The organism is Psychrobacter sp. CR212 (genome assembly GCF_059693765.1).
Genome location: NZ_JCATIF010000002.1, coordinates 333548 through 356697, shown reverse-complemented (window position 1 = coordinate 356697; position 23150 = coordinate 333548). Strand labels below are relative to the sequence as shown.

The following is a 23150-nucleotide window of genomic DNA, read 5'->3' as shown; positions in this document are numbered from 1 at the left end:
TTAGTTCGCCAGCCAATCCATGTTTTTTGGAATACCTATCACATCGTTCTCAATAGCTTTTCTACATTGTTGATACTCAAAGTTTGCCTTTTTAATACCTGCAAATTTACAATACGACTCAACGGATAAAACATCTATGCGCATCAATTTACAAATAACTGAGCTGGGCGCTTTCTGCTGAAGCGCCTTAAATAAGTCAGGGTGATTAATATTTTTTAGGTTGACGAGTTGCACTACCTCAGCCCATGCCAGCATTTGAATATCTTTAATACTTTCTGGTGTGATGAGACATGGATAACTGTCCGTACTTTGCAGTCTTAATATCTCATCAACTCTCTTAAAATCATTAATAAAAAATAATGTATCACTACTGTTTTTGATCACTCTAATAGGCGGGCAATAAAACTTATCTAGATATCTAATGCTTACAGAAGATGAGCTGAGCCTGAGTCTTTGCCAAATTATTAAAGCTTGCTCAGCTTGCGGATGTATAAGCAATTTGTCTCTATTTAAATTAATAAGCTTTTGATTCGGTTTTAAGTTTGTAGTTTTCATACTGTCTCAAATTTATTTTCTTTTTGTATTTCAGTTATCAATCGATCATACGTCTCATCCTTCGACTCGCCTGGCATGTGATGCTGTTCTATATATGAGTAGGTTTCATCAACTGACATTTTAGGTAAAGTTGATTTCCATAATCCGTTAAGAACTACATTAATTTTAGAGTTGGCTTTAACTTTAGAAGTTGATGAATTTTTATGACTTGGGTGATAAACATCAGTCGTACTCTCTCTGCTATCATTCTTATTTGATTTGCTACTTCTCTCATTTTCCCAGTCTTCATCATCGATATTGAAGCGTTTATCAGTCTGCTCTTTAGTAGTGCGTTGGCGATCTGCAACACGTTGTAACCATTGGCGTAGTCTTAGCTTACGAATACCTTCACTTTCTAAAGGCTTGCCGTTCTGAGCCTTCTCTGCGTAATAAGTTTTAAAATCTTCAACGTGTAACTTATACTCATTATCTGTCATTTCTAATTTCACACTTGCCTGAGATAGATCAACTTGCATAACGCTCTTTGAGGGTGCTTGCCATTTTTCAATACCATCATAACCGCTAGTGGATAAATCATGGTTAGTATCATTTTGCTCAACAAAATCAGTTTGAACATCTGAGCACACAATAGAAGAACCTTGTGAGTGCGCCTCTCTCTCAAATGTTTCTTGTTTTCTGTTTTCTAGTTCATGTTTTATAGTTATAGCTTCTTTTTGCGTGACTATTGCGTGACTCTCAGAGTGACACGTTGCAATGTTATTGTTGTTTGAGTTAATTTTATGCTGATGTATGTCAAATAATTTTCGCAACTTAGTCATGCCTTTAGTGCCTGTGCTATCTACACCTATGTCTGATAACTGCTGACGCATTATCTTTTCAGCATCACGTGACTTGGCTTTTCTTTGAGCATCAGTTAAGGGAGTGTTTGAGATAGTGTTACTATCATCAGTCGTGACATCACTACTGCCTGTTGTATCGTTTGTACTATTTTCCCAGTTGCGAGCCCTATAATTTTTTAGAGTAGTTTCCCACGCAGTGTGTTTATAAGATTTAGTACGTTTATCCAATTTAAATTTATCTTTTAAAATTATTTCTAAGGCCTTTCTTTCATTATCACTGTTACAAGATAACCTGTGCGCCAATAGATCTACATCAGAAGTAAACGGCTTACCATCTTTTAAATAATTCGTACGCATATCTAAATATATGCTTTTCTCTATACGCGTCATATGGCGAGTTTCAAGCTCCCAGTCACCGAAATTATGATTAACATAATGCATGGCACTAGAGCTAATTGGTGTATTTTTTGAATTCCTCATCATTAATATCCTTAAATATAATTTGTCCTGAATTTACTAATACTTTTCACAAACATTTAATTTGATGTACATGACCTTTGGCAGACATCAAGATATTCATCAAGATGTTTTTTACGATATAAAACATGCCTGCCAGCTTTGCTATAAGTAATAGCGTCTGATTGATGACAGCGCATATGTTGTAATGTGTGCAACGACTTGCCAATATAGGCGGCGGCAAATTCAGGAGGAAAAGGAGTTTCTGGAGCAGCTTCGATAACTTTTTGTCTTAACACCTCTTTTTCATCATCTGTATATTCTGACCAACTTTTTTTACTCATAGCATTCACTCATTTAGTTGTTGTCTAATGAAGGTAGATATAGCTCATAAGAAGACTTTAGCTTATGATAGTTCTTTATTTGTATAAATTGTGTTTATTTTATTTCTATTGATAGGTTTAAATTATAAAAATAGTTACTTTATAACATAAAGTTACATTAAAAGAATTTATATTATATAAAGTTTCCTTTAATTATTTTATACTGTATTATCAAAAGAAACTTTTAACAACAGCAATGGATTATTTATGAGTATGGATCTTGATAAAGTGGCTGAGAGAATTAAAGATTTAATGGACTCTAAAGGCTTAAAGCAAGTTGATGTTGTAAAAGCTATAGGAATTTCCAAATCGAGCGTATCTAAATGGCTAAATGCTAAAGCCTGTCCAAGTGGGGAGTATCTTCGCCGCCTCTCTGAAGTATTAGAAACTTCTGAGTATTGGATACTAAACGGTGAATATCCTTACAGTTCTTATGAAGATATTGACGACGCTATGGACTATATGAACGCTTACGAAGAAAGTATGAGGGATCATTACATTGCAGAGCTCGGTTTAGAACCTGATCTTCCATATAGCATTCGATTTTTACAGGAAGAGTTTGAAACTAAAATATTTAGTGAGCATGAAAAAATTGAACAACAATATCAGCTTTCTGCTGAACAAGAGCGTGAAATAGAAGAGTATGAAGAGTGGCTAGAATGGGAGGAAAGAGCGGATGATTTTATTGAAAATAGGTCAATATTGGAACAGATAAAGAAATACTCCAATTTAAGTATGTTTATAGAAGATTTTAAATATGTAGAAGAGACATTAAGATTGCAATCTGAGATTGCTAGAAGAACGAATACTAACTTAAATAAGACCTTATTTTATAATCAAGAAGATAGTTCGATGGAGCCACTAATTAGTGTTGGTGCACAGTGCTCAGTAGATTTAACTAAACGCACTATAAAAAATGGCAAGTTTTACTTAATAAGAAGGAATAGTTTTTACGGGGTAAGAGCACTATTTAGTCAGTCTGATGGTGGTCTGGTACTACAATGTAAGAACAAGGAATATCCAGATGAGAAAATTTCTAAATCTAAAATAGATAGCTTAGAGGTTCTCGGTTACGTTTATGCTTGGACTAATATGGATCCTTGGTAAAGAAATGTCTTAACGTGATCTTAAAGCTACTTATGAAGAGTGCTAAATATTAAAAAAAGGTCATCTGCACCTTTAGGAAGCATAAGCAAATAATAAGCTCGACTATCCAAACGCGCTAAATTATTAGTTTGATGACAATTGCACGAATAAGGAGTGGGTCAGTGACATTAAATGCATCTGGACTACTAACGACTGCTTATATCTAACATAGGATAAATAATTATGTGCTATAGAGCTTATCGGCTAAGCCGCAAATAAATGTATGGCAGCTGATTCGATATGCTGCGCATTCAGTGTGATAATTAGGAATAAACGATTGAGCCAAGATTTGATTGTTACAATCTATACAATTCAACATTTTGCACAATGTGATGATAACTTTTTTGATACTCCTAACTGAATCGAAGTCCGTCATATAAATGTGCTTCACCATATTGAAATTAATGACGAGATCTAAAATCAGTTAAATAAACCAATTTTTAAAAGTAATTTTGATACTTATTTGATACTCGAAAAATATTGTTACATCTTTTTAGTTATAGCTAAACATAGTTGATTTAAACCTAAGTCATTGTTTATAAATATATTTTACCTCTAATCATTGCTTATTATCGTTAAGTATATCTAGTTATTTAAGATAGCCAAAGGATTCAAAATCCGTTGCCTTTAAAAGCGTGTCGGTTCGAGTCCGACCACTGGTACCATATAGCAGTACAATCTAACCTCCCTTTTCGGAGGTTTTTTTGTGTCTGTTACTTTTATATCTGTGATATTCTTTGTTTACATCGCTACTTCAGATTCTCTAACAACACTTATCTTAATCGGTACAGCATAGCTCCATGGCATGCCAGCACTGCAATAAAAAGACCCATTACGAAACGACACAATATACGCGGTAAAGTCATTACCACAATGATCCATCATAGCTTGCTCGTCGCTGTCATCGCAAACTGCACACCATATTCGTTTTTCGCCGCGTGCTAGCATTGCCCGTGTTAAATCACTCCCTTTCAATTCGTTATTCATTTTCTGCTCCTTGGTCGTTTTGAACTCTCTAGTAACGATATTTTTTTAAAGAGCTAATCTACCAGTACTCAATGCACAAGTTTGGTATGAGCGCTACAAACAACGTCTTTTTACAGTACTAAAAATATATGAGGCGTTAACTACTCTTGTTACCGTGCCTATTACTGTGAATACTTATAGTTTAAAACTTTAATCTGCCAACTATAATAAATGTCTATCAAATTTACGATGAATGGCAGCTCTATTAAGATAGACGGTTTATTAAAATAAAATAACTTAACAAACCTCTTAATAAAAGATGCTGATAGAAAACAACTGTTCGCTAAAATTAGCATAAGGTTTATAAAGCTGTATTGTTTGCTGTACATAATATTACACTATATTTAATTACCGATATATACCAATAGTTAAATATTATTGCGGTCTAGTCAAAAATTTACGGAAAAGCTACTTTGGTCTCTAACAATTGATAATAGAAAAGCCATTAATTCAGGTAAAATATTGAATATGACAGATTCTACTCAATTGAACTCCCGTAAAATCATTCATATCGATATGGATGCGTTTTATGCCAGTGTAGAGCAGCGTGATTTTCCTGAGCTGCGTGGTAAACCATTGGTGGTTGGCGGCGATCCAAATGGTCGCGGTGTGGTTGCTGCTGCCAGCTATGAGGTGCGGCAATTTGGTGTGCGCTCAGCCATGTCTTGCTATGAAGCTCGCAAACGTTGCCCCAATGTCATATTTGTACGACCGCGCTTTGATGTCTATCGAGCGGTTAGTGACGATATTCGCAAAATTATGCATAGCTTAACGCCCCGCGTCGAGCCACTGTCCTTGGATGAAGCTTATCTCGATGTTACAGGATTGTCTGTACATAAAGGCTCAGCGACATTGATGGCCAACTGGCTGCGTGCGCAAATCTTGGCGCATACGGGTCTGACAGCCTCTGCTGGTGTCTCGTTCAACAAGATGCTAGCCAAGATTGCCTCTGACATTAATAAGCCTAATGGTACAGCCATCATCACGCCACAAGAGGCGGATCACTTTATTAGTACCCTACCCATTGAGCGGTTTCATGGTATTGGTAAAGCAACGGCAAGACGCTTGCATGCGATGGGGGTTGATAATGGCGCTGATCTGAGGCGATTGCCCGCTGAGGTATTGGTACAAGAATTTGGTAAGCGTGGGCAGTTTTATCATGATATTGCTCATGGCCGCGATGCGCGCCCTGTAAAGTCTGAACGCACGCACAAGTCTGTTGGTTCAGAGACCACATTCAAAGATAATCTAAATGATGATGACGCGCTACTCACCCAAATATATGAGCAAAACGCCGATGCCTTTAATCAAATGCACCAAAAGCAGTTAGTCGCTCATACCATTACTCTAAAAATCAAATATTCAGACTTTACTCAAATCACTCGCTCACACACGCTTTCTACGACGTTTGATAGCGCTGAGTCTGCACATTATTGGCTGGACAAGCTATTCTTGGATATTCCACGCCAGCTGCCTATTCGGCTAGTTGGTGTGACTTTTTCTTCGTTAGCACCTGCCGCTCAGTTACTGCCTCAACTAAATCTATTCGAGTAAATTAGTCTACAACTGATAAAAACTTCTTTTAAAAACTTCTTTGTAAGTTGACATAGCCTATAATATTTACTTAGGCTATTTATAGGTTTGAAGCATATCTTATACATGATTACTGCTGAGCAAAGTATCCTCTCACAAAGGTATTTCTGCTACAATTGTGCCAAAATCCCAACCCATTCAAAGACTGATTATGACCGACTCTCACATTGACTCTGCTGATACTGACGCGCCAACTGATACCGACAAAAACAACGACGTCTTAGATTATCTGAGCGTTGAAGATTATGACTATGAGCTGCCAGACAGTCTGATTGCACGCTACCCATTAGCGCAGCGCTCTGCTTCAAAACTTTTATACTTGCCAGCTCGTACTCAAATAAATGACACTCGTGTAGAAGATCGTTTGTTTTCTGAGTTGCCTCACTTATTAGAGGCTGGAGATCTGATTGTCTTTAATGATACCAAGGTGATGAAAGCACGCTTATTTGGTCAAAAGGATACTGGCGGTAAACTTGAAGTACTGATTGAACGCCTAGTTGGTATCTCGGACTTGGATGAAGTGCCACTGCATCTAAAAGACACCAATGATGAAGCAGTTAATCAAGAGCATATTGCCCTTTGCCATGTAAAAGCCAGCAAAGCGCTCAAGCTTGGTCAACGCTTACAACTTGCCGATGGTCATATGAGCGCTACGATGATTGGTCGCCAAGACAACTTATTCATTTTGGCGTTTGATGCGCCGATATTGCCGCATCTAGAGCTTTATGGTGAACTGCCTATCCCGCCCTACTTTGAGCGCCATGCTGATGACACTGACAACACTCGTTATCAAACCGTTTTTCATGATCCTGCCAAGCTCGCCAGCGTGGCTGCACCAACGGCAAGCTTACACTTCGATGAATCCGTACTGAGCAAGCTTGACGAGAAAGGTATCAACACCGCTTTTGTCACATTGCACGTTGGGGCGGGTACTTTTGCTCCCGTCAAAACAGATAACCTACTCAATCACACCATGCATAGTGAATACGCGCATTTGCCGCAGACCACGGCAGACCTCATCAATCAAACGCACGCGAATGGTAAAAAGGTTATTGCGATTGGTACCACAGTGACGCGTGTTCTCGAAACGGCTTATCAAAAAACTGTCATTGACGGTCAGGCACTCTCTAGTTGGTCAGGCGATACAGATATATTTATTTACCCTGGGTTCAAATTCGGCGTTATCGATCGGTTATTGACCAATTTCCACTTACCTAAATCGACACTACTAATGCTAGTATCAGCATTCGCAGGTAAGGCATCTATTGAACACGCCTATCAACATGCTATCGAAAAACAGTATCGATTCTTTAGTTATGGCGATGCCATGCTACTAGATAAAAAAGCTCAGTGAACACTACAAAGACATTTTGTGCATCGGACACAACAGTTGTGAAATAAACTGGTAAACTAAACGGTATTTTGTTATAACAGCAAAGACAACTTATTTATACTAAAGGGCTGCTCATGTCTTGTCATCTATCTCGTCGCTTGACTACTGTACATCGCGCGGTATCGATGGCACTATTTTGTTCTGTAGGGTCCGCCGTGTTAGTGCCGAGCGTACAAGCAGCAACCATTGGTAAGACGGTAGTCACTTCGGCCCAGCATGAGCCTTTAGTAGCGAGCATCGTCGTCAGTAATATTCGCGCAGCTGACTTTTCTGCCAGTTTGGCAAACTCGACCATTTACCAGCAAATGGGTTTGACCCCGACTGACTCTATGACAGTGCGTTTTCAGCCTACTTCGGCGACCAGCGGTCAGGTGTTTATTACCACATCACAGCCTGTGTCTAAGCCTTTTGCTGATGTCGTTTTAGCGATTAATGATAATGGTCGGCAAAATATGGTACCAAAAACGCTACTGATGCCATTAAAAGATAGTGTACCTATCAATACTGGTAAGAATATCGCCACAGGTGCCAAGAAGCCAAATTTGCCTAGCATTTCTGCAAGTAATGCCATGCCTTTGACGGTCAGAAAAGGCGCGCCGCCGCCACTGATGTCGGCCCCTGCTATATCCTCGCCCAAGTTATCAAAACCAAGCAAACCAGCGACTGAATTGTTGGCTTCTACATCACCAGCACCTAATATTCAGGCGCCAACAGTGACGGCTACCTCACAGGTCAACAGTCTTACTTATACACCTAGCCGTCTCAATAATGGTCGCTTAAACAGCAATGCTGATATAAAAAATAATACCGGTCATTCAACTGCTATTGGTAACAGCCAAAGCTCGGTGAACACTTCGGATAACAGTGCATTAAGTGTAGCAAGTAGTAGTAGCGGTACAATGACACCTGATGATAAAGGCGGTACTGAGGCGCGCGCTCATAACAACGTAGTTGCGGCGGATAAGCCAAGTACTGACAAGCAGCTTGATATCCTAAACATACAAGTGACGCGCCAAATACAACCAAGCAGTAAAGCAGACTCTGACCTCATGGCAAGCTCACCTGTCAAAGCAACAACCACTAAAGCGAGAGATGACTCAAAAAGTGCAATCGACTCAGACAATCGTGTTATCGCCGCAGCTCAAGGCAGCAATATACCTGCTAATATAGCATCACCTGTACCATCCAAAACTATGAATAATCCAAGTACAGCTAGCAATAAAGTAACGAGGAATGCGACCACTCAATATCAGGTGCAACGCAATGATAGCTTGTGGGTGATCGCGGAGCAGATAGCGCGCGAGAATAATCTCGATACGCCAACAGTAATGAAACAGATTCAGTCACAGAATCCTGATGCTTTTATCAACAAAGATGCTGATCAGTTAAAAGCTGATGCTAAGCTTCGCCTACCCAGCTACGATGTCATCCCTTCACAGCAACATTTAGAGGATGCCATTAATGCCCAAAGACAATACAGTCGTAGAGCAAATACGCCTGTGGTAAAAAAGTCAGCGCAAACAGCACCCAAAAAGTCGTCTGAGACAGTACAGGCGGCCAGCGTACCTAAGAAACCGACTACCACTAAAACACAGAAACTGTCACAAGCACAGTTTTCTGTCCTTGCCCCTGGTCATAATGGTAATGCAGATGGCACTCAGGCGAAATCAGCGGCAGATAAAGGCAATGGTCTAAGCACCGATATATTAGCAGCGCTAAAAGCATCAAGACAAGAGACTGCCTCGCAAGCTCAGCGCTTGTCAAAAACCAGCAGCGCGCTTGACAACTATACGAAAAAGCTCCAATTACAAAATCAAAAACTGGCTGAGCTACAAGCTCGTCTCAAAAAACTACGCAATCAATAATTGCCTAACGGATCAACGCAATATGCTGTGATCTTAGGAGTAGGAACAACTATGGACAATATGCTATATATCATCGCCGGATTGGTGCTTATCCTGTTAGTCGCTGGTTTTTTATTGCGCAAAAATAAAGCACAAAAGCAAAGTGCACCGCCGCCTGCAAGCTTAGGAAGAAGTACTGCTGCTACCACGTCGACAGTAGATCATGGTACGCCTGTTCAAAGCGCTCAAACTGATAGCAATAAGTTTGATCACATTACGATTGCACAGCGTTTTATAGATCAGCAGCGCTATGACAAAGCCATTGAAACCATCAATCGTGGCCTCAGTGAGAAGCCTAACGATAGTCAGCTGTCTCTTAAGTTACTGGGCTTGTATGCTACGTTGAATCAACCTGAAAACTTCAATAATGTTTATGACACTATTAAAGCGCATAATGACGCAAAAACTATTACGCTTGCTGATGAATTAAAAGATTTATATATTGGAGAGCAAAGTCCAGTAACGACACCAAAAATGGTAAAAGACGAGGCAACAACAGAAAAAAATCACGATGGTTTTGATGCTCTAGATTTCGATTTATCTACTACTAATCAAGCCGATGATACAGCTAACATATCTGCTCGTCCTGTTATTGAAGATAGTAATGATGCTGTAATAGATGAACCTATCGATAGCCCAGTGTTTTCAAGTGAGCCTACTGAAAACGTAGACGATAGCTTTGATCTGACGCTCAGTGACTTAGAAGATGATTTCAATGAGTCAAATGCTACTGATGAGACTCCTGTTACATCATTGGCCACAGATGATGATAGCCTTCATATTTCTACAAGCGACTATACTGATACCATCGAAAATAACGAGGCCAAGAATGATGAGGTCATAGAAGACAACGACCTTAGTGACTTTGAGTTCGATTTTGAATCACCTGCAGAAAACACTTTAATTGAAAATTCTGACGTATCAGATGTTCAAGACAGTGAAAGCGAAGCATTAGTGTTAGAAGACGACTTCATCTTAGATTTTGATGATTTAGCAGCCGATGCAAATAAAGATGCTTCTGTTAATAAAAATGAAGAAGAAGCTTCTAGCAATGCTGTCCAAAACATTGAAGATGACTTTACTTTATCTTTAGACGATCTGGACGAATCAGACGACATTGATGCCGTTAACACTTTCGCGATTAATGAGCCATCTACTACTGACGTAAGTAACGATATTGATGGCTTTGTTTTGGAAGATATTGACTTTGAAAACGCTGATAATGACAGTAGTACTCTCGAAGATGATAGCGTTGCAAACTTAAGTTTTGAAGAACAACTGATCAACGATGACACCGACATTGATGCTTTTGAAGCATCAGATACCACGCCAGTTACGTCGTTAAGATTTGATGATGACACGCCTATAGCTGATGACTTCGATATCATAGAAACTGGCTCTTCATTAGACCCTTCTGTAGCGACTCCCCCAGCCTCTACCGTTGCACCAGCAGAACTTGAAACAGATATCAGTCATGAAGCGGTTGAATCAGCAGAAGATTTTTCATCGCGCTTTGCCGCAGATTTTGACTTTGTAAAATCATTAGATAGCAATCAAGTGACGCTAGATTTAGCCAATCAGTATTTACAATTAGGCGAATATGACAGTGCCAAACGTTTGCTTAATGAAGTGATCGCTCAGGGTAATAGTGAGCAGAAACAACAAGCACAACTATTACTTGAGCGCACAGCATAATCAGTCGTTTAAATGCCTATCAGCAAGTATCTCTTATTATCGGAGGCTTGCTGATTTTTTGCATTTAATTCTGATACTATCTATTACTGACCTCTCAACCTGTCACTAATAAACGCTCTGGCGCTTCTTTTTTCATAATTGTTTACTGTGTTGATACTATGCCATCTTCTTTTATGACCAAAACTATGTCTGACCCCATTCAATTAATCTATGCTGGTGGCACCTTTGGTAGCTATGGCAAACCTCTAGCGCCGCTATCGGCAGATATCTTTTTGCCAACTCTACAAAAACTATTGGCTGAGCAAGGCAATACGACTGGTTCACCAGAAATTTCATGGCTAGACAACACGCTGATTAAAGACAGCAGCCAGCTTACGCCAGTTGATTTTGTACATTTTTATCAGCTATTACTGAATGCTTATAATCAAGGTGATAGACGCTTTGTCCTGATTAGTGGCACTGACACGTTGAGTTATTTAGGTGCATTTTTAGCAGAAGCGTTTGCCGGTAGCGATATTTGTATTGTGGTCACTGGAAGTATGCGGCCGTTATTAGATAGTGAAGTGATTCACTCCTACGATATCGATGCTCATAGCGACGCTTGGGGCAACCTTAACGACTCATTAAAACTAGCTACGGCTGGTGAATCAGGTGTCAAGATTAGCTTTGGCGGCGAATCGTGGCCTGCACAAACGGTGCAAAAAATTCACAGTCATGACCTTATGGCATTTACTGGGCATTCTCGAGCAGCGTATCCAGCCAATAGTTATATAAGAAATCTCTCAGATACCCGTAGGCAGCATTGGCTTGATGATCAGCAAGACTTACTACCCAATATCAAAGCAAGTGCTGAGCAGGCCAAGATCCATGCTTTATACTGCTTACCTAATGATGTTCAGGTGCTCAATGATCAACTACAAGCGTTATTATCACAGCCGCCTTGTGGCATTATCCTATTAGGATTTGGCGCGGGGAATATTCCCTATTCGGCTGCACTAGCAAAGACGCTTGATCTGGTTCACGAGCATGGACACATGGTGATATCTGCCAGTCAATGTCCGTTTGGCGGTGTGAGCGACAGCTACGCGGCAGGCAGTTGGCAATATGACTACCACGTTATTGCTGGTGGACGCTTAACCATCCCTGCTATTTATGCACGGTTGTTATGGTTGCTACTGCGCTATGACAGTCCAGCAAGACGTCGACAGCGCTGGTTGAATAATGTCAGTCAGCCTGGCACAAGCATCAAAAAGCGATAAATGCTCTTTAATTAATTCCAACTTTATAAGCTTAGAAACCAAAATGTCTAAGATCGAAACTATCGAACCTGAACGTTCACCAACCTATACTTTGGCGATTGCGATTGAGTTTTTGGGTACGCACTATCATGGTTGGCAGCGGCAACGAGAAGTGCTGGGTGTACAAGAAGCACTAGAAACCGCTATCGGCAAGGTCGCCAATGAATCCGTCGAAGTCATCGCCGCTGGACGTACTGATGCTAGTGTCCATGCCAGCAATATGATTGCTCATTTTACGACGCATGCGTATCGCCCTACTCATAACTGGTTACGCGGTGTCAATAGCCTACTACCTGACGATATTGCTTTGCGCTGGATTCAGCCGATGCCAGCTGATTTCCATGCGCGTTTTAGTGCGATTGCTCGTCGTTATCGTTATATCACCCTTAATCAAGCGCAGCGCCCTGCGATACTCAATCATCAGGTTACCCATATCTATGAGCCTTTAGACCTAGCAGCGATGCAAAAGGCAGCTGCCGATATCGTTGGTACTCACAATTTTAGCAGCTACCGTGCGGCAGCCTGTCAGTCCAATCAGCCAGTACGTACCGTCAGTCATGCCGACCTTTTCGCTCATGGTCAGTTTATAGTGTTCGATATACAGGCAGATGGATTTTTGCATCACATGGTTCGTAACTTGATGGGTACGCTATACGCGATTGGCAGACATGAGTTAGAGCCAGCAGACTTTTTAAACATCTTGAGCAAAGAGGATCGGACAATTGCGCCGCCTACGGCCTCAGGGGATGGCTTGTATTTCATCAATGCCTATTATCCTGAGCATTTCCAGCGCCTATTGCCGCAGGCACCCCTCACACCGATTTGGTTAAACTTACCTGATTAAATCAGTGTAAATTAGCATACATATCACTTACATGCTGTCAAGTCAAAACCAGGTTCTGTATTGCTTTAATCTGCTAACTTACGTATAATATGGGCTTATTTTTAATTGATTGATACAAATTATGGCAAAAGACGATATTATCGAATTTGAAGGCGAAGTCATTGATACCCTTCCTAACACTTTGTTCAAAGTTCGTTTAGAAAACGGACACGAAATCATTGCACACATCTCAGGTAAGATGCGTAAGCACTATATTCGTATCTTGACAGGTGATAAAGTTAAGGTTGAAATGACCCCTTATGACCTATCTAAAGGTCGTATTACTTACCGTGGTAAAAACTAAATATTCGCCAACTCATATGGTTATAAAAGTATTTATAAAAATACAGCCAATAACCAAATAGCTACTTTATCGCTGATAGCTGATATAGACGCTTGAGTGGTTTGACTGATAATAATAATGAAAACGCTAACCTGCTCATTATTGCCTATCACTGTTTTAGCTATTTCGTGTTCGCTGTTTGTTTTACCATAAAAAATACCGCTAAATTTCAGCGGTATTTTTTTGTCTGCGTTTTATGAAATAATTAAACGATGAGTTATTTGAACTCGACAGTGGCATCGTTCTTGATAACACCTAATAGGCTCAGTGCATCCCAGTTAGTGAGGCGAACACAACCTGCTGATGCCTGACGACTGATACGTTCAGGATCGGGTGATCCATGAATGCCATACGATGGTTTGCTAAGGCCAATCCATACCACACCAACGGGATTGTTAGGGCCTGGCGGGATAATAGATTTTTTGCCATTATCGCTAGTATAGGTATAATTTGGCTCGTGAATTTTGACTTTGACTTCATGCGTACCCGTTGGTGAAGGTGTTGCTGTGCTACCTACTGTGGTTGGATAGCTGGCAACCAGATTGTCACTGTCATCGTATGCATATAGGGTTTGCGTGTCTTTATCAGCGACCACTCGGCTCACTGGTGTTGTATTAGGGTTTCCTGGGTTATAGACAATGATGGTTTCGCCACTTTTAAAGCTGGCATTTGGGTTAAGCGATTTGAGATAATCACGACTGATATGAAATTTTTCGCCCAAGGCTTCAAGGACGCTTTCATAATACATACCATCTAGCTTGGCTTTGGCTTCAGCACTAGCAGGAATTTGGGTAGTTTTGACATTCACATCAGCATCTGTCAGCTGATAACTGACCAATACAGGCTGTGAAGTAAGCGTAGAGTTCTTAGTCAATGCTTGCCACGTCTCTTCATTGACCGCTTCAGTTACTGGTAATCCTTGAGCTTTTTGAAAAGCTTGCATGGCTTTACGCGTGTTTTTGCCCCAATAGCCATCCACTGCACCCACACCACTATGATTCCAGTTCAGTAGCGCTTGTAATTTGGTGCCAACATTACGATCAATTTTGGTATCAGCTTTCCATGTTGCTTCATTTACCTTTTTAGCAGTTTCTGATAGATTTTCTGTACTGTATTCAATTTTGGTTAGTAATTCATTTAGCGAATTTGCGGCTTTGCTATTACCCTCTATTTGCTGACTAACACCATTGGTTACTGGACTAATATCGTTACTATCAGTCATCGTGCTGTCCATCGTATCAGCATCGATACTGTTGCTATTAGTTTGGTTACTAGTAGATTGGTTGCTACTAGTACTTATCTTTGCTTCGGTTCCTGCATTGTTATTATTATCTGTTGTAGTGCCTGTCATACCACTATTAGACGACTTGCTGTCATTAGCCGTTTGTGCGCTATTATTAGCATTGCTACTACAACCTACTAATAATGCGGACGCTGTACCCATCGCTATAACAAGGCTGCTAACCTTAAGTAATTGAGACATAAAAAAACTCCCTAAATAATTACCATATATCGAAAAATATCGAAAAATTTATTATAGAAATATATTGCCATAGTCTTGCCATTATTCCCTAACAGCTTTATGTTAATAACTGACTCTTCCTACTGTGCATTTGTTAAGAGGGTGAACAAACACACTGATCCGTTTACAATAAGGCATGACTCAATACCATATAACAGAAAAAACCCATAAATTGCTCAGCAACTTATGGGTATAAAATGAACGAGATTAAACTGTAAAAACTACCTTAAAATGGTCTACATTAGATTAGCTGACTTATACCAGTTTAGCCAATACCGCTTGCCCCATCTCTTGACAGCCCACTTGCTTGAGTCCAACCTCACTGCTGTCTAAAATATCAAGCGTACGCAGACCATCATCAAGCACATCACTGACTGCTTGCTCGATCGCTTGTGCGGCTTCCTCTTGCTTAAAGGTATAACGCAGCATCATAGCGACAGACAAAATAGTCGCCAATGGATTGGCTTTATCTTGCCCAGCGATATCAGGCGCAGAACCATGACATGGCTCATACATACCTTTGCCAGACTCATCCAAGCTCGCTGATGGCAACATACCAATAGAACCGGTCAACATTGCCGCTTCATCAGATAAGATATCACCAAACATATTGCCTGTTACCATGACATCAAACTGCTTAGGATCTTTGATCAACTGCATACAAGCATTGTCAGCATACATGTGGGATAACGCCACATCGCTATACTCTGCTTGCTGCATCTGAATCATTGTTTGTTTCCACAGCTCAGTCACTTCTAAGACGTTGGCTTTGTCTACTGAACATACCTTGGCAGCTGTACCTGCGGCTTGGGCACGGGTTTTTGCTAACTCAAAAGCAACTTTACCGATACGCTGAATCTCACTGGTGCTATACACCATCGTGTTATAGCCTTGCTGCTCACCATTTTCTAATGTGCGAATACCACGTGGCTCGCCAAAATAAATGCCACCTGTCAGTTCGCGAACAATCAGCAAATCTAAACCAGATATAATTTCAGGCTTGATACTTGACGCATTGGCTAGCTGCGGATAAAGCTTTGCCACACGTAAATTGGCAAACAAACCCAGCTCACCACGGATTTTAAGCAGACCGCGCTCAGGGCGCTTACTACGTTCAATCGTATCCCATTTAGGGCCACCGACAGCGCCTAATAATACAGCATCTGCTGCACGTGCACGCGCTAATGTTTCATCAGGTAAAGGCTCACCTGTGGCATCAATAGCCACACCACCAATCAATCCAGACTCTAATGTCAAATCAAGTGAAAACTTCTCATTGACGGCTTTGAGCACGTCGATGGCTTGAGTCATGATTTCAGGGCCAATACCATCGCCCGCTAATGTTAAAATCGTTGCCATACTAATCCTTTTGGATATATTTTTATCAATTAATTTTTATTACGCTGTGGTCGTTTTAGGTTTAGATGCTGACGTCACTGCTCTGACCATGCCTGTCTCTACAAACTCACCTTGGTGCTCAGACCCTATCTGTTTACAGAATCGACGCTGCACCTTATTACCTTGTAATAGATCAATACATAGAGGCTCAGGCGACGCTGTATCCAATAAACTGCCAGATTTTTCACTGCTTTTCTTTTGATAAGCGCGCAGCTGATAAGTACCTGCGTCCGCAAAATCATGAATCATCGCAAAACGCTCAACATATCCCATGTTATTCTCTGGATAAAAATTGACATGGACTTCACGTTTTGCAGGCATCACCCGTGCGTAATAGTTGGTCAACCCTGGCATACCAGATGCGGCTAATGGCACTATCTTTATAGAGTTTTTACTCATGAGCGGTGTCATCTCTATGCTCATTTGGGGCGTTGCAGTGCCTTTATAACTTGGTAAAACCTCTACAATCTGAGGATTAACTGGCTCATGATTATCAGGAGAAATAACCAGTGTCTTATCTATTTGCACGATTTCACAGTGGTAAGTACCCACGCACGCGATATTTACTTCGCCAGTAACGGGTTGGATCTTACCTACCCACGCTTTAGCACTTTCTGCCTCATCTATTTTTTGATAGCCCGTCAATAGCTGGCAGCCTGACAAAAATAAGCTTGCAGCAACAATCGTACTTGTCGATAGAGCATAACGTTTTTTATTCATAATGGCGGCTACTGTTTATCAGAAAGATAATTTATAAGGAAGATAATAAAATGTGTCAAAAACTACCCTTCATTTTAGCCAGTTCACCGCCATAACTCAACGATGCGTTGCGACTGGCCAGCAGTTTTGTGAGCAAGGCATCATAAAATCCTTACCTAAGCGCGTACGTCGTTAAAGATCCACGGCGTTTTTTGCATCATTTTATGCTCGTAGTCTTTGATAGCATCGCTTTGCTGCAAGGTTAAACCGATATCATCTAGCCCATTTAACAAGCAATGTTTGCGAAAAGCATCGACTTCAAAGGCATACTCTTCGCCTGTTGGCGTAATGACTACCTGACGCTCAAGATCTGCCGTCAGCTCATAGCCTTCATTAGCAACAGTCGCCTTCATTAAAGTATCCACAATTGCTTCATCTAGTACAATCGGTAACATGCCATTTTTAAAGCAGTTATTGTAAAAGATATCAGCAAAGCTTGGTGCGATAACCGTACGAAAGCCATACTCAGAAAGTGCCCAAGGTGCATGCTCACGACTAGAGCCACAGCCAAAGTTTCTGCGTGCTAGCAATATAGTAGCGCCTTGATAGCGGGGTTTATTCAATACAAAGTCTGGATTGATAACACGTGTGCTGGGGTCTTGGCCTGGATATCCTTCATCAAGATAGCGCCAATCATCAAATAAATTCACGCCAAAGCCTGTACGTTTAATAGACTTCAAAAACTGTTTTGCGATAATTTGATCGGTATCGACGTTTGCGCGATCAAGTGGGCAAACGATACCGGTTTGGGTGTTATAAGCTTGCATAAAATTTCCTATCAATTATATTTTTGCTGGCTGACAATCTTGATAAGCGCATTAAACAGTAAATAAATTTTTACCGTTTTGACACCATCCTCATATATTTATCGTTGATATAAGCATGATGTCAGCTACTTATTATCAGTCTTAAAACGTACGAACGTCTACAAAATGACCTGCCAACGCTGCTGCAGCTGCCATTGCTGGACTGACCAAATGCGTACGACCACCATTACCCTGACGACCTTCGAAATTACGATTAGACGTCGATGCACAATGCTCTTGCGGCTCAAGTTTGTCAGCATTCATGGCAAGACACATTGAACAACCCGGCTCGCGCCATTCAAAACCCGCTTCGGTAAACAAAGCATCTAAACCTTCAGCCTCTGCTTGTAGTTTTACTTGTCCAGAACCTGCAACAACGATGGCTTCTTTGATATTATCAGCCACTTTGCGTCCTTTGATAACTGCTGCAGCGTCCCGCAAATCTTCGATACGCGAATTGGTACATGAGCCAATAAATATACGATCAAGCTGAATGTCCGTGATTTTCTGACCAGCTTCTAAACCCATATAGGTATAAGCGCGTAACCAACCCTCTTCTTGCGCCTCATCAATGGCTTGGTCAGGTGTTGGTACTGATTGTGTGATATCAACGACCATCTCAGGCGAGGTACCCCAAGATACTTGCGGTGCTATTTGGCTACCATCGATCTCAACCACGGTATCAAATACTGCGTCATCATCTGAATATAATGTACGCCAGTAGGCTTCAGCTTGTGGCCACTGTGACTCGTTTGGCGCGTACGGGCGACCTTTAACATAGTCTATCGTCGTATCATCAACAGCCACCATACCTACGCGAGCACCAGCCTCAATTGCCATGTTACAGACAGTCATACGACCTTCCATACTCATGTCTTCAAACACTTGACCTGCAAATTCAATCGCATGTCCAGTTCCGCCTGCCGTACCGATCTTCGCAATAATGGCCAGCACGACGTCTTTTGATGTCACGCCCGCACCAAGTTGACCAGTGACGCGGATTTGCATATTTTTTGATTTCTTTTGGATCAAGCACTGCGTTGCCAATACGTGCTCAACTTCAGAAGTGCCGATACCATGTGCCAAGCAACCAAGTGCGCCATGTGTCGCTGTATGCGAATCACCGCAAACAACGGTCATACCTGGCAACACAAGACCTTGCTCAGGACCAACGACATGCAAAATTCCTTGACGCGCATCGTTGATTGTAAATTCTGCGATATCAAATTTGGTGCAGTTCTCATCCAATGTGACAACCTGCAGACGTGATACCTTGTCTTTAATACCAGGGACACCTGCTGAGCGCTCTTTGGTGACTGTTGGCACATTGTGGTCAGGACTGGCGATATTGGCAGACAAACGCCATGGTGCTCTATTGGCAAGCTCCAACCCTTCAAACGCTTGTGGACTCGTCACTTCATGCAACAGATGGCGATCGATATAAATTAAGCTCGAACCGTCGTCACGCTTGGTGACTTCATGAGCATTCCAAAGTTTGTCATATAAAGTTTGACCGGCCATGATGCTATCCTTTATTAATTACTACTGACTTGATTTTCGCTTGCTCACCTGTTGGTAAGCTAAGGTTCTGTTTGTTCAATTAACGATTAGATTTATCTATAATGTCGTATTTAACTGCATGATAGCTCTTTATGATTTGTGTGAGAGCATCATTTTGCAATAACTTCTACCTAATCAATGATATTGAAATATATATTCTAGAATTGCTATATTTTGTGTAGTATAAATATTATTCATTAATAATTTTAGATTTATGGCTATAAGCAGCGCCTAAAACACGCTTGAGACTGCAAATAATCAACTTAAAAGAATAAATATGTGACAATACGCCTTGATATCTTGTGATTATAGCAGGCAAATCCTATAATAATAATTGATGATTTTTAACCAGATGCAAACTTTTATTTTTAATACGTTATCATTGGCTCAGCCCACTTTTATTTATAGCTCATAAAATAGCTAAGGAAATCCGTTTGAACACCACAAACTTGACGACATTCGTTACCGTTATGCACACTGGCAGTATTTCAGGTGCCGCAGAAAAGCTGTTCATCACTCAGCCTGCCGTCAGTAAGCGCATCAAAAACTTAGAAGATGAGTTTAACATTACTTTATTTGATACTGTAGGCCGCGGGATTGTACCCACGCAGGCTGCTATTGAGATGCTGCCACACGCCAAACGCTGGTTGGAAGATTATGAGAACTTCAAGATTAACTTGCAGCATTCTCAGCATATCGTTTCTGGCAAGCTTGTAATTGGCACAAGCCATCATATTGGTTTACATCATCTAGCACCCGTGCTTAAGCATTTTATTCAGACTTATCCTGCTGTTCAGTTAGAAGTTCATTTTGTTGACTCAGAAAAGGCCCACAAAGCAGTACTAGACGGCGATCTGTCATTGGCGTTTGTCACGCTACCGCCTGTATACGATAAACGCCTGACCTATCACACGCTTTGGTCAGATCCACTTTATTTTATGACAGGGACACTATCACCTCTAGCGACCAAATCTAATGTCACTTTAGAGCAGTTAGCACGCTATCCTGCTATTCTACCGTCTGCCAATACCTTTACCAGTCAGATTACTTTGGCTGAGTTTGCTAAGCATAACCTAAAACCTTATGCCACGATGAGTACTAATCCGCTTGAATCTATTCGGATGCTGGTTTCTGTTGGACTGGGTTGGTCAGTCCTTCCGCAAACTATGGTCAGTCAAGATTTGGAACGTATCGATATGGCAGACAACATCGAGTTACAACGCTATTTAGGTGTGGTTATCAATCCGAAGCTAACACAATCTAGTAGCGTAACCGCACTACTAGATTTGCTGGCGCCGATTGAGTAAAAACATCCCAATACAACAATTTAGGTATTTAAGCTATTCGCATTTGTGACTCTCATACGTTATAATATGCTTGACGTTGTTTTAATAACAAAAATTTACCACAAGGACACTGATAGTCATATATTGAATACTTCTAGTAAGATATGATGGTTAACAGTAGGTTTAATGGTTTCGCTGATTGGTTAGGTAGGTTGCTAATACTCATATATAAATAGCAGATGCGAGCAATAACAGCAGATAAGTGGAATGCGAGGTTCCCATTGTTCTCTATCTCTATATGAGTGCTAGCCATATAACGACATCAATCATATAAAACTACAAAAGATACTGAAAAAAGCCATTATGTCTTAATTAATGGCTTTTTTTGTCTTTAAACATTGTTTGAGATATTTTGTTTGAGGCATCGTCTTTTATGACAGAACTTTTATAGTTAAAAAATAATTAAAGCCAACGATGTTGGTTAAGGATAACTTATATGAACGGAGTTTCTAGTGGCGTGCTTATATCACTTGGCGCCTATTTTTTAGTGATGATTGGAATTGGTGTTTATGCTTATTTTAAGCAAGCCAATGATACCGAGGGTTATCTTTTAGGAGGACGTAATCTAGGTCCAGCAGTTACTGCACTTTCAGCAGGCGCATCGGACATGTCAGGTTGGTTGCTACTCGGACTACCAGGCTATATGTATGCAGATGGTGTGGTGAGTATTTGGATCGCACTTGGTTTGACCCTTGGTGCCTTCTTAAACTATATCATCGTAGCACCGCGTCTTCGTGTTTATACCGAAGTCGCTGATAATGCGATTACTTTACCTGACTATTTTGCCAACCGCTTCGAAGATAAATCGCATATGCTGCGTGTAATCTCCGCTTTGGTTATCATTTTATTCTTTACTGTCTACACAGCGGCAAGTCTCGTAGGCGGTGGTAAGCTTTTTGAAAGCTCACTTAACCTATCTTACACCACAGGACTTTGGGTGACTGCTGGCGTCGTTGTCGGTTACACGCTATTCGGTGGTTTCTTAGCAGTATCGATGACTGACTTTGTTCAGGGTATCATCATGCTGTTTGCGATGGTCATTGTACCTCTCGTTGCCTTTACAGATCTTGGCGGTGTTTCAGCCACGACTGAAGCCGTTAGAAACATTGATCCAAGCCTACTAAATATTACTAGCGGTATGAGTATCATCGGTATCATTTCACTCATGGCATGGGGTTTAGGATATTTTGGTCAGCCTCATATTATTGTGCGTTTTATGGCAATCCGCTCAGTACGAGATGTGCCTACTGCACGTAATATCGGTATGAGCTGGATGATTGTCAGTCTTATTGGTGCGCTCATGACTGGTTTTGCTGGTCGTGCTTATGTACAAAAGACAGCTATGACGTTAGATGATCCTGAGACTATCTTTTTAGTATTCACTCAGTTCCTATTCCACCCGTTGGTTTCAGGTTTCCTATTAGCAGCGATTTTAGCGGCCATCATGAGTACCATCTCATCGCAGCTATTGGTAGTATCAAGCTCATTAACCAAAGACGTTTATAAACTATTCTTTGACAGAGATGCACCAGAAGCTCGTCAAGTATTGGTTGGACGTATCTCAGTTGTCGTGGTCGCTATTGTTGCTATCTTGTTAGCTTCTGATCCAGACAGCTCAGTATTGAACCTAGTATCAAACGCATGGGCAGGATTTGGTGCAGCGTTTGGGCCGTTGGTTATTTTCAGTCTCACATGGCGCCGCATGAACCGTAATGGTGCTGTTGCCGGTATGGTTGTGGGTGCATTGACGGTTATCTTATGGATCTATGGTCCTTTCCAAATAGATGGTATGGCACTAAATAGCTGGTTATATGCTATTGTTCCAGGCTTTATCTTAAGTACCATCGCTATTTTTGTAGTCAGTATCATGACGGGCGGTCCAAGAGAATCAGTCGCCGCTAAATACAAAGAGATGGAATTGAACCTGAACAAGTAGGTTTATACAGTAACTTTACCTTATCACTATAAAAAAACCTCGCCACTAATGGCGAGGTTTTTTATTGGTAGCTATTAATTATGATGTAAGTAGCTACTATTATAAGTAGGAAGGCTGCTCCAACCTTCTATTATGAGTATCTACTCTTAATAGAATAGCTATGTACTATTGCCAAATGAATCTATCTAAACACGCCCCTACCTATATGGACAGCTAAATATCATATAGGTAGCGACAATGGATACATTGCTTACCATTCAATCAACTGGAAGGCAGATATCACACGTATAACAACATATGAGTAGTAAG

At 40.9% G+C, this 23150-nt stretch carries 19 protein-coding genes; 10 read left to right on the top strand and 9 right to left on the bottom strand.

Going from position 1 to position 23150, the window contains the following annotated elements; genetic code table 11:
- The 3 genes from AC58CZ_RS05830 to AC58CZ_RS05820 are packed head-to-tail and all read right to left on the bottom strand — an operon-like array spanning position 1 to position 2194.
- Positions 1–555, bottom strand: coding sequence for a hypothetical protein (locus AC58CZ_RS05830; RefSeq protein WP_201582891.1), 555 nt, complete (start codon positions 553–555; stop codon positions 1–3).
- Positions 552–1874 carry a DUF1376 domain-containing protein gene (locus tag AC58CZ_RS05825; RefSeq protein WP_494223770.1) on the bottom strand — a complete coding sequence of 441 codons (1323 nt, stop codon included), beginning with the start codon at positions 1872–1874 and terminating at the stop codon, positions 552–554. The genes AC58CZ_RS05830 and AC58CZ_RS05825 overlap by 4 nt, the downstream gene beginning before the upstream one ends.
- A gap of 56 nt (positions 1875–1930) precedes the next feature.
- Positions 1931–2194, bottom strand: coding sequence for a helix-turn-helix domain-containing protein (locus AC58CZ_RS05820; protein ID WP_201582887.1), 264 nt, complete (start codon positions 2192–2194; stop codon positions 1931–1933).
- Positions 2195–2440: 246 nt separating this feature from the next.
- Between AC58CZ_RS05820 and AC58CZ_RS05815 the strand changes: the two genes are divergently transcribed.
- Positions 2441–3340 carry a helix-turn-helix domain-containing protein gene (locus tag AC58CZ_RS05815; protein WP_494223771.1) on the top strand — a complete coding sequence of 300 codons (900 nt, stop codon included), beginning with the start codon at positions 2441–2443 and terminating at the stop codon, positions 3338–3340.
- Between the two features lie 780 nt (positions 3341–4120).
- Here the strand turns inward: AC58CZ_RS05815 and AC58CZ_RS05810 are convergent.
- Entirely contained in the window at positions 4121–4366 is a 246-nt protein-coding gene (locus AC58CZ_RS05810) for a hypothetical protein (protein ID WP_058023809.1), read from the bottom strand.
- A gap of 507 nt (positions 4367–4873) precedes the next feature.
- Between AC58CZ_RS05810 and dinB the strand changes: the two genes are divergently transcribed.
- The 7 genes from dinB (at position 4874) to infA (ending at position 13475) form a co-directional block, all read left to right on the top strand.
- Positions 4874–5959, top strand: coding sequence for a DNA polymerase IV (gene dinB, locus AC58CZ_RS05805; protein WP_494223772.1), 1086 nt, complete (start codon positions 4874–4876; stop codon positions 5957–5959).
- Positions 5960–6149: 190 nt separating this feature from the next.
- On the top strand, positions 6150–7352 hold the full coding sequence (gene queA, locus AC58CZ_RS05800; protein WP_494223773.1) for a tRNA preQ1(34) S-adenosylmethionine ribosyltransferase-isomerase QueA: 1203 nt from the start codon (positions 6150–6152) through the stop codon (positions 7350–7352).
- A gap of 113 nt (positions 7353–7465) precedes the next feature.
- Positions 7466–9256, top strand: a complete 1791-nt coding sequence (locus AC58CZ_RS05795; RefSeq protein ID WP_494223774.1) for a FimV/HubP-related protein — start codon at positions 7466–7468, stop codon at positions 9254–9256.
- Positions 9257–9307: 51 nt separating this feature from the next.
- Positions 9308–10990: a FimV/HubP family polar landmark protein gene (locus AC58CZ_RS05790; protein WP_494223775.1), complete on the top strand. Its 1683-nt coding sequence runs from the start codon at positions 9308–9310 to the stop codon at positions 10988–10990.
- A 173-nt stretch (positions 10991–11163) separates the two neighbouring features.
- Positions 11164–12249, top strand: coding sequence for an asparaginase domain-containing protein (locus AC58CZ_RS05785; RefSeq protein ID WP_494223776.1), 1086 nt, complete (start codon positions 11164–11166; stop codon positions 12247–12249).
- A gap of 43 nt (positions 12250–12292) precedes the next feature.
- The gene (gene truA / locus AC58CZ_RS05780; RefSeq protein ID WP_494223777.1) at positions 12293–13132 is read left to right on the top strand and encodes a tRNA pseudouridine(38-40) synthase TruA; all 840 of its coding nucleotides are present in this window, start codon (positions 12293–12295) and stop codon (positions 13130–13132) included.
- Between the two features lie 121 nt (positions 13133–13253).
- Complete coding sequence (gene infA, locus AC58CZ_RS05775; protein WP_021814850.1) at positions 13254–13475, top strand: translation initiation factor IF-1; 222 nt, start codon at positions 13254–13256, stop codon at positions 13473–13475.
- Positions 13476–13731: 256 nt separating this feature from the next.
- Here infA and AC58CZ_RS05770 read toward each other — a convergent pair whose 3' ends face one another.
- From AC58CZ_RS05770 to leuC, 5 genes are all read right to left on the bottom strand, one after another.
- Positions 13732–14997, bottom strand: a complete 1266-nt coding sequence (locus AC58CZ_RS05770; RefSeq protein ID WP_494223778.1) for a L,D-transpeptidase family protein — start codon at positions 14995–14997, stop codon at positions 13732–13734.
- Between the two features lie 294 nt (positions 14998–15291).
- The gene (gene leuB / locus AC58CZ_RS05765) at positions 15292–16395 is read right to left on the bottom strand and encodes a 3-isopropylmalate dehydrogenase (protein WP_494223779.1); all 1104 of its coding nucleotides are present in this window, start codon (positions 16393–16395) and stop codon (positions 15292–15294) included.
- Between the two features lie 39 nt (positions 16396–16434).
- Complete coding sequence (locus tag AC58CZ_RS05760; protein ID WP_494223780.1) at positions 16435–17154, bottom strand: hypothetical protein; 720 nt, start codon at positions 17152–17154, stop codon at positions 16435–16437.
- 155 nt (positions 17155–17309) lie between these two features.
- Positions 17310–17960, bottom strand: coding sequence for a 3-isopropylmalate dehydratase small subunit (gene leuD, locus AC58CZ_RS05755; RefSeq protein ID WP_071001288.1), 651 nt, complete (start codon positions 17958–17960; stop codon positions 17310–17312).
- Between the two features lie 141 nt (positions 17961–18101).
- A complete protein-coding gene (gene leuC / locus AC58CZ_RS05750) occupies positions 18102–19520 on the bottom strand; it encodes a 3-isopropylmalate dehydratase large subunit (protein WP_186474764.1) in 1419 nt (472 codons plus the stop codon).
- Between the two features lie 473 nt (positions 19521–19993).
- On the opposite strand from leuC, the gene AC58CZ_RS05745 reads away from it, so the two are divergent.
- Complete coding sequence (locus AC58CZ_RS05745) at positions 19994–20866, top strand: LysR family transcriptional regulator (protein WP_071001286.1); 873 nt, start codon at positions 19994–19996, stop codon at positions 20864–20866.
- Between the two features lie 475 nt (positions 20867–21341).
- Complete coding sequence (putP, locus tag AC58CZ_RS05740) at positions 21342–22841, top strand: sodium/proline symporter PutP (protein WP_071001285.1); 1500 nt, start codon at positions 21342–21344, stop codon at positions 22839–22841.
- Positions 22842–23150: the final 309 nt, after the last annotated feature.